A 13,823-nucleotide genomic window follows, 5' to 3' on the forward strand; every position below is an offset into this window, starting at 1 on the left:
AAACCCTGAATTATAAAGGTTTTTGCAGCGTACAGCGGCTTCGACCCGCAGCGCGCATCAGCGCGCGCGAATCTCGGTCCAGATCCGATTGATCGCGCGCCGTTGCTTGCTATTGAGGTCCTTCAGCATCTCCAGCTTGGCGAACAGCGCCTTGTCAGGAAAAATCGCCGGATTGTTGGCGATCTCCGGCTTGATGTATTTGGCGGCATCGGCGTTCGGATTGCCGGAGCCGAGCAAATTGCTCAATTGGGCAGAATTTTTGCCATCCAGCATGAAATTGATGAACTTATGCGCCAGGTCCGGACGCGGCGCATCCTTGTGGATCACCATGCTATCGAGCGCCAGCACGGCACCCTCTTTCGGCAACGCGTGGCGGATGTGAAATTTGCGGCCGGCCTTTTGCGCGTCGGCATCGGCCTGGAAGATGTCATTGGAATAACCTTGCGCCAGCCAGATATTGCCGACCGTTAGTTCCTTGATATAGCTGGTGCCGTTGAATGCCGCCCAATACGGCTTCGCCTTGAGGATCACATCCTTGGCTTCCTGCCAGTGTTTTTCATCGGTATCGTTGACCGAATGGCCCAGGTACTTCAGCGCCGCCGCCATCAACTCATTGGCCGAATCCAGCACCGTCACCTTGCCCTTGATCTTGACCAAAATCTTGGGGTCGAAAATCGCCGCCCAGCTATCCACCGTGATCCCCAATTCCTTGAGCTTCTGATCGTTGTAACCGATCAAGGTTTCGGTGTAAGCATACGGCACCGAATATTTGTTGCCCTTGTCGAAATCGGTATTCAGATAAGCCGGATTAATGTTTTTCAGATTCGGCAATTGCGCTTTGTCGAGCGGCTTCAAGGCTTGCTGCTTGATCAAGGTATCGAGTGCGTTGCCGGTCGGGACGATGATGTCGTAGCCTTTGGCGCCAGCGGCCAGCTTGGCCAGCATTTCTTCGTTGTCGCCATAGTAAGTCTGCACCACCTTGCACTTGCAGAAAGCCTCAAACTGCTGCACGGTTTCGGGCGCGATGTAATTGTTCCAGTTGTATAAATGCAATTCGTCCGCGGCCTGGGCTGACACGCTGGCAAACGCAAAACCCGACAGAAGTATGGCAAGCAGCTTTTTCATGGCGATCCTTATGGACAGGAAGAACGATTGAACGATTAAGAGGAACGGAAGGCGCTGGGGGCCAGCTTGGATGCGATGATGATCAGCACCAGGGTCAGTCCCATCAACAAGGTCGAAACCGCATTGACCTCCGGCGTCACCGCAATCTTGATCATCGAGTAAATCTGTAACGGCAACGTCGATGCATTGGCGCCGGCGGTGAAGAACGTAATCACAAAGTCATCAATCGACAAGGTGAACGCCATCAAGGCTCCCGCCACCACGCCGGGCATGATCAGCGGCAGCGTCACCAGCCGGAAAGCCTGCAGCGGAGTGGCGCCGCAATCGCGCGCGGCCTCGGTCAAACTTTCATCCATGCCGGACAAACGCGAGCGCACCACAATCGCGACGAAGCCGATGCAAAAAGCGATGTGCGACAGCATGATCGATACCAACCCCAAGGTCAGGTTCAGCATCACAAAGAAAATCAGCAGCGAAACGCCGATCAGGATTTCCGGAATCGCGATCGGCGTCAACACCAGCATCGGCAACAGCTTCAACTTATAACGGTGCATCGCGAACCCGGCCATGGTCCCCAGCAGGGTCGAGACAGCGCTCGCCACCAGCGCGATCAGCAGCGAATTACCGGCCGCGTGCAACATCTCATCGTGTTGAAACAGCTTGCGATACCAGTCCAGCGTAAAACCGACCCACTCGGCATTCAACTGCGAATTGTTGAACGAATACACCACGACGATAATCAACGGCACATACAGGAATGCATATACCGCCAGCGCCACCCCCCATAAGCCGAGCGAGCGTTTCGCCTTATTAGCCATGCTTGTCTCTCCGTGGCTGCGCCACCAAAACCGCAACACCTGCCGCAATCAGCGCGGCAACCGTCAATACGATCGACAACACGCTGCCGAACGGCCAGTCGCGGGTTTCCAGAAATTGTTGTTTGATTACGTTGCCTATCATGTCGCTGCCGGTGCCGCCCAGGATATCGGACACCGCAAAAATCCCCAGCGCCGGGATGAATACCAGGGCCGCGCCCGCGTACACGCCCGGCAACGACAGCGGAAAAGTGATGCGCCAGAAGCGCTGCCAGGCGGATGCGCCCAGATCCTGCGCCGCATCGACCAGGGCCGGATCATGTTTTTCCAGGTTGGCATACAGCGGCAACACCATGAACGGCAGATGTACGTACACCAGCCCGACCACCACCGCAAAACCGGTAAATAACAGCCGCACCGGCTCTATCCCCACCAGTCCGAGCAAGTAATTGACCGCCTGCGTCAAGCCGGATTGTGGACCGAGAATAATCATCCAGGCGTACACGCGGATCAGGAAATTACTCCAGAACGGCAAAATCACCAACAAGATCAACAGGTCGCGGTACTTCTTCGGGCTGCGGGCTATCAGCAACGCCAGCGGATAGGCCATCAACAGGCAGCAACAGGTGGTCACGATCGCGTACATCAACGATTTCAGGAAAATCGCGGTGTAAATAAAGTCGGAGCCGAAGCGGACGTAATTATCGAACGTCAGATCCAGCTTGCCCAGCTCGTCAAAGATCGGCGCCAGGCCGCCGTAATCACCGGCAAAGCGGAATGACGCGAACACCATGATCAGACTGGGGATCGCAAAAAACAGCAGCAGGTAAAACAGCGGCGGGCCGCTGATCAACCAGCGCGCCAGCCTGCCGCGCGGTGCCGATGTCATTTGCGGCGGGATGACTTGCTTATTCATACAAGAAATGTCCTGCGTCGAACTGCCAGGCGACATCCACCGTATCGCCGACCTCAAAGAATTTGGCGCGGCCGGCCGCCGAATTCGCCAGCAATGCCTGGATCGTGCTGCCGCCTTCGGTTTGCACAATATAGACGGTCACGTCGCCCAGATACAGCAGTTCCTTGACGTAGCCCTTGAAGTGGTTTTCGTTGGTGTCGGCACTGATTTCGGCGCTGATGCGGATCTTTTCCGGGCGCAGCGCCAGCGTGCCTTTGCGGCCGACCGCGCCATTGTCAGGCTGCGTGCTCTTGACCAGGCCCAGGCCGGGTATATCCAGCTGCATCGCATTACCGTCGACGCTGGCAATCGCGCCGTCGAACAAATTGCAGGTGCCGATGAAATCGGCCACGAAGCGGGTTTTCGGATAGCTATAGATGCGCGACGGCTCGTCCAGCTGCTCGACATTGCCGCGGTTCATGACCGCGATCCGATGCGACAAGGCCAGCGCTTCGCCCTGATCGTGCGTCACGTAGACGAAGGTGATGTCGACTTCCTTTTGCAGATTGATCAGCTCGATCTGCATCTGCTCGCGCAGTTTGGCATCCAGCGCCGACAGCGGCTCATCCAGCAGCAGCAGCTTGGGCCGCGACACCAGCGCGCGCGCCACCGCGACGCGCTGCCGTTGACCGCCTGACAATTCATGCGGAAAGCGTGCGCCAAAACCGCTCAGCCGCACGTCTTCCAGCGCCTCCTTGACTCTTTCCTTGATTTGCGGCGGCGGCACTTTCGCCATCTTGAGCGGGAAAGCGATATTGGCGGCGACCGTCATGTGTGGAAACAGTGCGTAATTTTGAAACACGGTGCAGACCGGCCGCTGTTCGGGCGGACTGCCGACCAAGTCGACGCCGTCCAGCAGAATCTGACCGGAATCCGGCAAATCGAAACCGGCAATCATGCGCAACAAAGTGGTTTTGCCGCAGCCGGAAGGGCCGAGCAAGGTAAAGAATTCGCCTGCCTCTATCGACAGGCTGATGTTGTCAACGGCAGCAAAGTCGCCAAAACGACGACTGACATTACGGATTTCGAGCAGCGCCATATGTCTTCAGATCCAGGGGGCGAAAAAACGGGCAATTGTAGCAAAAGTGCCCGCAAATTTATCGAAAAAAAGCCAGGTTCTGCGTTATGCGTGCGTTACCTGGCTTGGCTTAGCTTAAGGGGCTTTTAACAGGGTGTTGAAAAACGTAGCGAGCGGGTCGAGTTTTGGTTGAGGAGCGCAGCCGTACGGATGGTACGGTGAGCACCGCAGACCGAAAATCGGCCCGCGCAGTAGTTTTTCAACACCCTGTGGTGCGGCGGCGCCACACCTGCCATCGCTCCTTGCCGACAAATACTTCCATCGAATCGGCCACCGGCTGGTCATCGATCAATTCAAAATAAGGACGCAATAAGCGTTCCAGTTCGGCCCGCGCTATACCGAACGGCGGTCCTTTGGGGCCATCGCCGAAAAAGAAGAAACCGGCCAGGGTTGCGCCCGGCGCCAGCAGTTCAGCCCAGCGCTGCACGATGGCCGGCCGTTTATCCGGCGGCAATGCGCACAGGAAGGCGCGTTCGTAAATCAACTCAACCGGTGTGGCCGGTTCGAAAGTAAAGAAGTCGGCCTGCAACACCCGCCCGGCCCATCGCCCCAGCACCGCCTGCGCCGCGCTAACCGCAGCTGCAGAAAAATCGATCGCCGTCACATCCCAGCCGGCTTCCGACATATAGGCAACTTCATAGCCGGTGCCGCAGCCGGGAATCAAGGTCGCTACCGGCGTCGCCTGCGCCAGATAATCCTGCAAGGCCTGCGGCACGCCGCCTTTGTCCCAGGGGATAAAAGCTTGTTCGAAGCGCTCGTCCCAAAAGCCGGGCTCGGATGGATCGCGGGTTTTGAATGTGGGGGGTGGTTTGGGTATCGACATGGTTAACTCGTTACCAGGACAAATGGCCAAAACGCAAATAAAGCAGCGTCAGCAATACGCCGCCGATGATGCCGCCGCCAAAATACACGATCACGCCGAGAAAATGATTGGTCTGCCGTTGCTCGGCGATCAGCCGCCACATCATTTCCTGCTGCTGTTCGCGCTGCGGCTCCACCACCTGGCTCAGCGCCTGATGCACCAGGCGCGGCAGCTGTGGCAATAACTTGCTATAGCGCGGCGCTTCGATTTTCAGTTGCTGCACCAGACCGCGCCAGCCCAGTTGCTCGCTCATCCAGCGTTCCAGATGCGGCTTGGCGGTCTTCCATAAATCGAGTTCGGGATCCAGCTGACGGCCCAAGCCTTCGACGTTGAGCAAGGTCTTTTGCAGCAACACCAGTTGCGGCTGCACCTCGACATTGAAGCGGCGCGAGGTCTGGAACAGGCGCAACAGCACCTGACCGAACGAAATATCCTTCAGCGGCCGGTCGAAAATCGGTTCGCAACAAGCGCGCACCGCCGACTCCAGTTCATCCACCCGGGTTTCTTTCGGCGCCCAGCCGGACTCGATATGCGCTTCCGCCACGCGCTTGTAATCGCGCTGGAAAAAGGCCAGGAAATTTTGCGACAGATAATCCTTGTCGAAATCATCCAGGGTGCCGACGATGCCGAAATCGAGCGCGATATAACGGCCGAAAGTTGCCGGCGCGGTCGACACCAGGATATTCCCGGGATGCATGTCGGCATGGAAAAAACCGTCGCGGAATACCTGTGTAAAGAAGATCTCGACACCGTCGCGCGACAATTTTTCCAAATCGACGCCGGCGTCCCGCAAGCGATCGAGCTGGGAGATCGGAATGCCGTGCATCCGCTCCATCACGATCACCGATGGCGAGCAATAGTCCCAAATCATCTCCGGCACCAGCAGCAATTCGGAATCGGCGAAATTGCGCCGCAGCTGACTGCCGTTGGCGGCTTCGCGCATCAGGTCCAGCTCGTCGTGCAAATATTTGTCGAACTCGCCCACCACTTCGCGCGCCTTCAGGCGCCGGCCTTCGGCCCACAAGGTCGCCACGATGTCGGCCGCCAGATGCATCAGCGCGACGTCTTCGTCGATCGATTTTTTCATGCCCGGCCGCAGCACCTTGACCGCCACCTCGCGGCCATCCCTCAGCGTTGCAAAATGCACCTGCGCAATCGAAGCCGAGGCCACCGGTTCGCGCTCAAAGCTGGCAAACAATTGATCGGGATGAGCCTTCAACGAGCGCTCGATCTGGGCAATCGCCAGCTCGGAGCTGAACGGCGGAACCCGATCCTGCAGGCGCGCCAGTTCATCCACCATGTCTGCCGGCAGCAGGTCGCGCCGGGTCGACAATACCTGGCCGAATTTGACGAAAATCGGTCCCAGTTCTTCCAGCGCCTTGCGCAGGCGCTCGCCGCGCGGCGCTGAAATGTCGCGCCAGAAAATCAGCGCATTAATCACCTTGGCAACTCTTGGCGTATCGAAGCCGGACATCGCGATTTCATCCAGGCCGTAGCGCACGGCGACCCGGACAATCTTAAGAACGCGCAGAAATTTCAGAATCATGGGCCTGTTATCAGTTCAGCTTGTTGATGCGCTTGGCGAGCCGTTCAAGGTCATCCCGCAGCTTGGTTACATCATTCGTAAAATCGGATACCGCTTGCGGGCGTACCAGCAAGGGCTGCTCTTCGAGAAAATATTCGGCCAGGTTTTCCGTCACCTTGCGGTGCACCGACTGCACGCCCGCCACGGCTGAGCGCGCGCCAGCCACGATGCGGACCGCAGCGATGTCGCCGACCAATTTGCTGAGATCCTGTTCGGCATCCCAGCGCAAGGACTGACTGACCTGCGAAATCGCGTTGGCGAAATCGGCGTCGCCTTCGATCTTTACGTAAGAAAAAGCGCGCTCGCGATTTTGCACGATCAACGGCAGGTCGGCCGGATTGACGCGGATGGTGACGCTAGTGGGCGCATCTGGAGGCGGCACTTGCAGCAAGCCGTCGCTACTGACTTGCCATTTCAGCACCAGTGCGCCGCCGTCGATGCAGGCGATTTTTCCGGCATGCGCAGCCAGGATCCGTTGCGCCCACGGCTCCTGCGCCAACAAATGATTGATGGTCGCGGTGATCGGCGTGAAATTGAGTGGAGAAGTCATGGTCACAAAATAAAACCGCCCGTGACAATTCACGGGCGGTCTAAGTTTATCAGTTTGGTCCGACGGCGGTCAGTTATTCCATCCCGCCATCAGCTGTTCAGTTGCGGCTCAGTTGCTGCCAACTTGCTGAATCCCGGCCAGAATCCAGCCGCCCTGCCCCGATAGCGGCTTGGACAGATTCCAAACCTCGGTGAACGGTTCAGCCGATGCTTCAGGCGCTTCCTTGATCAGGCCGCTGAACTTGACGCTGGCCAGGTAATCGCTGCCGACCGTCTCGATGCCCATCAATTCGGCATTCAGCTGCACCACATCGGTATTGTTCGGCGAAGCGCCGCGCTCCTGCAATTGCATTCTCAGTTCGGCAAACATTTCCGGCGTGGTGAATTCACGAATATCGTTGACATCCGCTTTATCCCAGGCTGCTTGCAGACGAATGAAATAGGTCTTGGCGCTACGCAGGAAGCCGGGCGTATCGAAGTCGGCAGGAACACCCCACGGACCGCTATTTTGGCCATTGCCCAGCGTCGCCGATGCCGGCTGAAAAGCTGGCCGGGAATCAATCGCCGAGCCGATTTCCGGCGTGAAGCTGGACGAGCTGTTGGCGGGATTGGCTGAATAGGCATTTGGATAGGCAGCAGCGGAGGCCGGGTTGCCGGCAGCGCTCTTGCGCATCACCAGGCGCACCACGAAAATCACCGCGGCGGCCAGCAAGGCCATCATCAGGAACGAACCGAAGGCGCCGCCCATGCCGAAGTGCGACATCAACGCCCCCAATCCCAGCCCCAGCAAAGCGCCGCCCAGAATGCCCTTCCATGGGCTGGCGGGTTTGGCCGGCAGCGGCTGCGGCGTTGCTGCCGGAGCCGCCGGACGTGCTTGGTTGGCATTGCCGAAATTCTGTGTCGGCTGGGCCGGCGCCTGGCGGGAAACCCCGGACGACTGGCGGCCGAACGAACCGCCGCCCCCAAGGCGACGTGCCTCGGCATCGGACAACGTGAGCGACAAAGCGCTGACCATCACCAACAGCATCAATAAAAATCTTTTCATGCGAACTCCTACAGTTTGATTCCAGTGTGCAGTGCCGCCACGCCGGCAGTTAAATTGAAGTAATCAACCCGTTCCAGTCCGGCATCCTGCATCATCTTTTTCAGGGTCTCCTGATCGGGATGCATGCGGATCGACTCGGCCAGATAACGATAGCTGTCGGCATCGTTGGCGATTACCTTGCCGAGCACCGGCAATACGGAAAACGAGTAAACGTCGTAGGGCTTTTTAAGCGGCTCCCATACTTTCGAAAATTCCAGCACCAGCAACTTGCCGCCCGGTTTCAGTACGCGTCGCATTTCTGCCAGCGCAAGATCCTTGTGCGTCATGTTGCGCAATCCGAAAGCCACCGACACCCGGTCGAAATAATTATCGGGAAACGGCAGTTTTTCCGCATCGCACAATAAGGTGGGGGTGGCCAGGCCTTTATTCAATAGGCGGTCGCGACCTACCCGCAGCATCGATTCATTGATGTCGGTCAACCAGACTTCGCCGCTGGGCCCGGCGCGCTTGGCGAAAGCTTTGGCCAGGTCGCCGGTGCCGCCGGCGATATCCAGCACTTTGAAGCCGGGCCGGATCGCGGCCTGGGCAATGGTGAATGCTTTCCAGAGTCGGTGCATGCCGGCCGACATCAGATCGTTCATGACGTCATATTTGGATGCGACGGAGTGGAAGACTTCGGCGACTTTGTGCACCTTGTCGTCTTCGGAGACGGTTTGATAACCGAAATGGGTGGGATTGGTCATGTTGGCAACCTTGTTTGGCAGACTTGCATTATACAAGCGCGGGAGCGGGTTGCTGCACAAGCTATGGGGCGTTTTTCCTTACGCTGTTCCTCAATAAATCAGGCGCAACCATGACCGCCGGCGGTCTTGGCGGTCATCGACAGATCGCGCCCGGCGTCACGTCCGTGACCCGCATCGTCCAGGCGCCGCAGATAGTCTTCCCACATTGCCACCTGATCGCGACCAAGCTGATACAGGTAGGCCCAGGTGTAAATGCCGCTGTTGTGGCCGTCCGAAAACGTCGGCTTGACCGCGTAATTGCCGACCGGATCGAGTGCCGTCAGGCCGACATTGCGCTTGCCGGTTTGCAGCGTCTCCTGACCCTGCCCGTGGCCGCGCACTTCGGCCGATGGCGAATACACCCGCAGCAATTCGAACGGCAATGAAAAAACCGCGCCATCGTCGAACGCAACTTCCAGCGTGCGCGATTGCTGGTGTACGGTGAACGACACCGGCGTCGGTGCCGGTGCTGATTGTTTGGATCCGAGCATCAGGATTTATCCGTGAGAGTAAGAGTGAGTGGCGAGTAAGACAGCAAGGTCGCGGATCACAAGGCCGCCGAAATGGCCGAGCGCAACGCCGCCAGCAAAGCCTGCCGCGCAGACAAGCTCGCCTGCGGCGACGTGCGCTGGACTTCGGCCCATACCGGATGCGGGAAATGGGCGTCGTCCAGATAGCGCGGAATCACATGCCAATGCAGATGCGGCGTCATGTTGCCGAAGCAGGCCAGGTTGATTTTGTCCGGCTGCATCACATTGCGCACCGCAGTCTCAACCACCCATACCGCCTCCATCAACATGGAGCGATCGGCGCTAGCCAAATCGGTCATTTCCTTGACGTGCGCATTCCAGATCACGCGGCAAAAGCCCGGGTACAGAGCGTCGGCGACCAGCACCACGCGGTATTTTTCGGCGTAATGCAGCACCTCGCCGCCATCGCGGGTGCACAGTTCGCACAACTCGCCAGCTTCGGAATGGGCTGCCATGCTTACACCAGAACCCGTTCGATGCCGCCGTTGTTGGCCCGCTCGACATACTCCGGCAACCAGTTCTCGCCCAGCAAATGACGCGCCATTTCGACCACGATGTAATCGGCGGTGGTGCCGGAATCATCGTTGAAACGCGACAAGCCTTGCAGGCAGGATGGGCAGGAAGTCAGCACCTTGACGTCGCCGGCGAAGCCATCGGCGCGCAATTTATCCGCGCCCTTGTTCATTTCTTCCTCTTTCCGGAAGCGCACCTGGGTCGAAACGTCTGGACGGGTCACCGCCAGCGTCCCGGACTCGCCGCAGCAGCGATCGTTTTTCTCGATCTTGGCGCCGTTGTCGGTCGTGATCAGCGCGTTCACCGTCTTCAGCGGGTCCTGCAATTTCATCGGGCTGTGGCAAGGATCGTGATACATGTAGCGGACGCCGCCAACCCCTTCCAGCTTGAGCCCCTTTTCCATCAGGAATTCATGGATGTCGATGATCCGGCAGCCGGGGAAAATCTTGTCGAACTGGTAGCCCTGCAGCTGGTCGTAGCAGGTCCCGCACGACACCACGACGGTCTTGATGTCGAGGTAGTTCAAGGTGTTGGCCATGCGATGGAACAGCACGCGGTTGTCGGTGATGATCTTCTCGGCCTTGTCGAAATTGCCCGAGCCGCGCTGCGGATAACCGCAGCACAGATAGCCCGGCGGCAGCACGGTTTGCACGCCGACGTTCCACAGCATCGCCTGGGTTGCCAGCCCGACCTGCGAGAACAAGCGCTCGGAGCCGCAGCCGGGGAAGTAAAACACGGCCTCGGTATCGGCGGTGGTCTTCTTCGGATCGCGAATGATAGGCACGATCTTGTCGTCTTCGATATCCAGCAAGGCGCGTGCGGTTTTCTTCGGCAGATTGCCCGGCATCTTCTTGTTGATGAAGTGGATCACCTGCTCTTTGACCGCTGGCTTGCCGACGGTCGCCGGCGGCGCCTTGGTCTGCTTTTTGGCGAACTTCTTCAGCACGTCGTTACCCAGGCGCTGCGCCTTGTAGCCCCAGCCGATCATGACTTTGCGGGTGGCGTTGACGGTGGCCGGGTCGGTCGCGTTCAGGAAAAACATCGAGGCCGCGGTACCCGGATTGAACGACTTCTTGTTCATCTTGCGCAGCAGGTTGCGCATATTCATCGAGACGTTGCCGAAGTCGATATCGACCGGGCACGGCGTCACGCACTTATGACAGACGGTGCAATGGTCGGCCACGTCTTCGAACTCTTCCCAATGCTTGACCGAGATGCCGCGGCGGGTTTGCTCTTCATACAAAAACGCTTCGACCAGCAGCGAGGTCGCCAGGATCTTGTTGCGCGGCGAGTACAGCAGATTGGCGCGCGGCACGTGCGTCGCGCACACCGGCTTGCATTTGCCGCAGCGCAGGCAATCCTTGACGCTGTTGGCGATCGCACCGATATCGCTTTGCTGCATGATCAGCGACTCATGTCCCATCAAGCCGAAAGACGGCGTGTAGGCGTTGCGCAGGTCGGCATCCAGGCCCGGCAGATTCAGCAGCTTGCCCTTGTTGAAACGGCCTTCTGGATCGACCCGCAATTTGTAATCGCGGAAATCGCTGATTTCAGCTTCGGTCAGGAATTCCAGCTTGGTGATGCCGATGCCGTGTTCGCCGGAAATCACGCCATTCAGCGAACGCGCCAGAGTCATGATGCGGGCCACGGCGGCATGCGCATCCTGCAGCATTTCGTAGTGATCGGAATTGACCGGCAAATTGGTGTGCACATTGCCGTCACCGGCATGCATGTGCAAGGCGACGAACACGCGTCCGCGCAACACTTCTTTATGGATCGTGGTGCATTCGTCGAGAATCGCTTTGAACGCGCCGCCGCTAAATACCTGGCGCAGCGCGGCCCGCACTTCCTGCTTCCACGACACCCGCACGGTGCGATCCTGCACCACGTCGAATACGGTCGCGGCCGGTTGCTGCACCAGCCGCTGCTCAAAAGTCGCCGCCAGTTTTTCCAGCCCCAGCGCCAGCAATTGCGGTTGCGCTTCGCGCAGCGGGGTGTCCAGATGCGTCAACAGATACGACCAGCGCGCTTGCGCCTGGTCGATCAATTGCTCGGCCTGATGCACACGGTCTTCCAGCAACTCGGCGGCGGGAATATCGTCGCCTGCCGCATCTTCGCTCTTGCCCAAAGGCAGATTGCCGCGGCCAAAGAAGTCGCGCAACTGATCCAGCAATTGCAGCTTGTTCTTGATCGACAACTCGATATTGATGCGCTCGATGCCGTCGGTGTATTCGCCCATGCGATCGAGCGGAATCACCACGTCTTCGTTGATCTTGAAGGCGTTGGTATGTTTGGCGATGGCCGCCGTGCGCGAACGATCGAGCCAGAATTTCTTGCGCGCTTCCGGGCTGACCGCGACGAAACCTTCGCCGACCCGGTTGTTTGCCATCCGCACCACTTCCGATGCCGCTTGCGCTACCGCGTTTTCATCGTCGCCGACGATGTCGCCGAACAGGGCCATCTTCGGCAGCACGCCGCGTTTTGATTTGGTGGCATAGCCGACCGCGCGCAGATAGCGCTCGTCCAGGTGTTCCAGTCCGGCCAGGATCGCGCCGCCTTTTCTGGTTTCGGCATCGAGATAATCCTTGATCTCGACGATCGACGGAATCGCATCGCGCGCCTGACCGAAAAACTCCAGGCAGACGGTACGCGTGTGCTTCGGCATCTTGTGCAGAATCCAGCGTCCCGATGTGATCAAGCCGTCGCAGCCTTCTTTCTGGATACCCGGCAAACCGGCCAGGAATTTGTCGGTCACGTCCTTGCCCAAGCCTTCCTTGCGGAAGGTGCGGCCGGCGATTTCCAGGATTTCGGTTTTGAACGGCTTGTCGCTTGGACGGCCCTTTTCGGCCGGATGGCTCCATTCCAGCTTGAAGCGCGCCAGCGGCGCATCGTGAATCTTGCCGAGATTGTGGTCCAGGCGCGTGACTTCCAGCCAGTCGCCGTTCGGATCAACCATGCGCCAGCTCGCCAGGTTGTCTAGCGCGGTGCCCCACAGCACGGCTTTCTTGCCGCCGGCGTTCATCGCGATATTGCCGCCGATGCAGGAGGCTTCGGCCGAGGTCGGGTCGACCGCGAACACAAAGCCGGCTTTTTCGGCGGCATCGGATACCCGCTTGGTAACTACGCCGGCGCCCGAATAAATCGTTGCGTATTCCTTGTCGAGGCCCGGCAGCACGCGCATTTCGACCGCGCCCAGTTGCTCCAGTTTTTCAGTGTTGATGACCGCCGACAACGGCGTCAGCGGAATCGCGCCGCCGGTATAACCGGTGCCGCCGCCGCGCGGGATGATGGTCAGTCCCAGTTCGATGCAGCCCTTCACCAGCCCGGCCATTTCATCTTCGCTGTCCGGCGTCAACACCACAAACGGATATTCGACGCGCCAGTCGGTGGCGTCGGTCACATGCGACACCCGCGACAAGCCGTCGAACTTGATGTTGTCCTTGGCGGTATAACGGCCCAATACTTTATTGGCGCGCTTGCGCAGATCGTAGGTTAGGCGGAACTCTTCCGAGAAGGCGGCGATTGCCTTTCTGGCGGCACTCAACAAGGCTTCGACCGCTTCGCTGCGTTTTTTGGCGTCGCCGTTTTCAGCTTCGGCCAGATCGGTGACGATGCGGCGCTTGTCGACTTCGCCCAAGCGGTGATTCAACGCATCGATCAGCGCTTGACGCCGCTTCGGATTGTCCAGCATGTCGTCTTGCAAATACGGATTGCGCCGCACCACCCAGATGTCGCCCAGCACCTCGTACAACATCCTCGCGGAACGGCCGGTCTGCCGTTTGCCGCGCAACTCGTCGAGCAGCTGCCAGGATGATTCGCCGAGCAGGCGTATCACGATCTCGCGGTCTGAAAACGAAGTGTAATTGTAGGGGATCTCGCGCAAGCGAGTAGGAGTGGCGCCATGCGGCGCGTCTGACAGTAATGCCTGGATTTGTACGGGGGCGTTCATTAGGTCTAGGAAGGGAGCTAACGCTGGAGATGCAT

At 58.6% G+C, this 13,823-nt stretch carries 12 protein-coding genes; all 12 read right to left on the minus strand.

Going from position 1 to position 13,823, the window contains the following annotated elements:
* Window positions 1-57: 57 nt before the first annotated feature.
* The 12 genes from ACFPM8_RS02665 to ACFPM8_RS02720 all read right to left on the minus strand — a co-directional run bounded on the left by ACFPM8_RS02665 (window position 58) and on the right by ACFPM8_RS02720 (window position 13,788).
* A complete protein-coding gene (locus tag ACFPM8_RS02665) occupies window positions 58-1,125 on the minus strand; it encodes an ABC transporter substrate-binding protein (protein WP_378994716.1) in 1,068 nt (355 codons plus the stop codon).
* A 35-nt stretch (window positions 1,126-1,160) separates the two neighbouring features.
* A complete protein-coding gene (locus ACFPM8_RS02670; RefSeq protein ID WP_378994718.1) occupies window positions 1,161-1,943 on the minus strand; it encodes an ABC transporter permease in 783 nt (260 codons plus the stop codon).
* Entirely contained in the window at window positions 1,936-2,856 is a 921-nt protein-coding gene (locus tag ACFPM8_RS02675) for an ABC transporter permease (RefSeq protein WP_378994720.1), read from the minus strand. Before ACFPM8_RS02675 ends, ACFPM8_RS02670 begins: the two co-directional genes overlap by 8 nt.
* Window positions 2,849-3,934, minus strand: coding sequence for an ABC transporter ATP-binding protein (locus ACFPM8_RS02680; RefSeq protein WP_378994723.1), 1,086 nt, complete (start codon window positions 3,932-3,934; stop codon window positions 2,849-2,851). The genes ACFPM8_RS02675 and ACFPM8_RS02680 overlap by 8 nt, the downstream gene beginning before the upstream one ends.
* Window positions 3,935-4,172: 238 nt before the next feature.
* The gene (locus ACFPM8_RS02685) at window positions 4,173-4,796 is read right to left on the minus strand and encodes a methyltransferase (RefSeq protein WP_378994725.1); all 624 of its coding nucleotides are present in this window, start codon (window positions 4,794-4,796) and stop codon (window positions 4,173-4,175) included.
* Between the two features lie 10 nt (window positions 4,797-4,806).
* Window positions 4,807-6,381, minus strand: coding sequence for a ubiquinone biosynthesis regulatory protein kinase UbiB (ubiB, locus tag ACFPM8_RS02690; RefSeq protein WP_378994727.1), 1,575 nt, complete (start codon window positions 6,379-6,381; stop codon window positions 4,807-4,809).
* A 10-nt stretch (window positions 6,382-6,391) separates the two neighbouring features.
* Window positions 6,392-6,970 (minus strand): ubiquinone biosynthesis accessory factor UbiJ, encoded by a 579-nt coding sequence (locus ACFPM8_RS02695; RefSeq protein ID WP_378994729.1) that lies wholly within the window; start codon window positions 6,968-6,970, stop codon window positions 6,392-6,394.
* 108 nt (window positions 6,971-7,078) lie between these two features.
* A complete protein-coding gene (locus ACFPM8_RS02700) occupies window positions 7,079-8,014 on the minus strand; it encodes a Tim44 domain-containing protein (protein WP_378994731.1) in 936 nt (311 codons plus the stop codon).
* 8 nt (window positions 8,015-8,022) lie between these two features.
* Window positions 8,023-8,757 carry a bifunctional demethylmenaquinone methyltransferase/2-methoxy-6-polyprenyl-1,4-benzoquinol methylase UbiE gene (gene ubiE, locus ACFPM8_RS02705; protein ID WP_378994733.1) on the minus strand — a complete coding sequence of 245 codons (735 nt, stop codon included), beginning with the start codon at window positions 8,755-8,757 and terminating at the stop codon, window positions 8,023-8,025.
* Between the two features lie 98 nt (window positions 8,758-8,855).
* On the minus strand, window positions 8,856-9,287 hold the full coding sequence (locus tag ACFPM8_RS02710) for a gamma-butyrobetaine hydroxylase family protein (protein WP_378994735.1): 432 nt from the start codon (window positions 9,285-9,287) through the stop codon (window positions 8,856-8,858).
* Window positions 9,288-9,343: 56 nt separating this feature from the next.
* Window positions 9,344-9,781 carry an HIT family protein gene (locus ACFPM8_RS02715; protein ID WP_378994737.1) on the minus strand — a complete coding sequence of 146 codons (438 nt, stop codon included), beginning with the start codon at window positions 9,779-9,781 and terminating at the stop codon, window positions 9,344-9,346.
* A 2-nt stretch (window positions 9,782-9,783) separates the two neighbouring features.
* Window positions 9,784-13,788, minus strand: coding sequence for a DUF3683 domain-containing protein (locus ACFPM8_RS02720; RefSeq protein WP_378994739.1), 4,005 nt, complete (start codon window positions 13,786-13,788; stop codon window positions 9,784-9,786).
* Window positions 13,789-13,823: the final 35 nt, after the last annotated feature.

Origin of the sequence: Paraherbaspirillum soli (assembly GCF_042654985.1) — a bacterium.
Classification (GTDB): Bacteria; Pseudomonadota; Gammaproteobacteria; order Burkholderiales; family Burkholderiaceae_D; genus Paraherbaspirillum; species Paraherbaspirillum soli.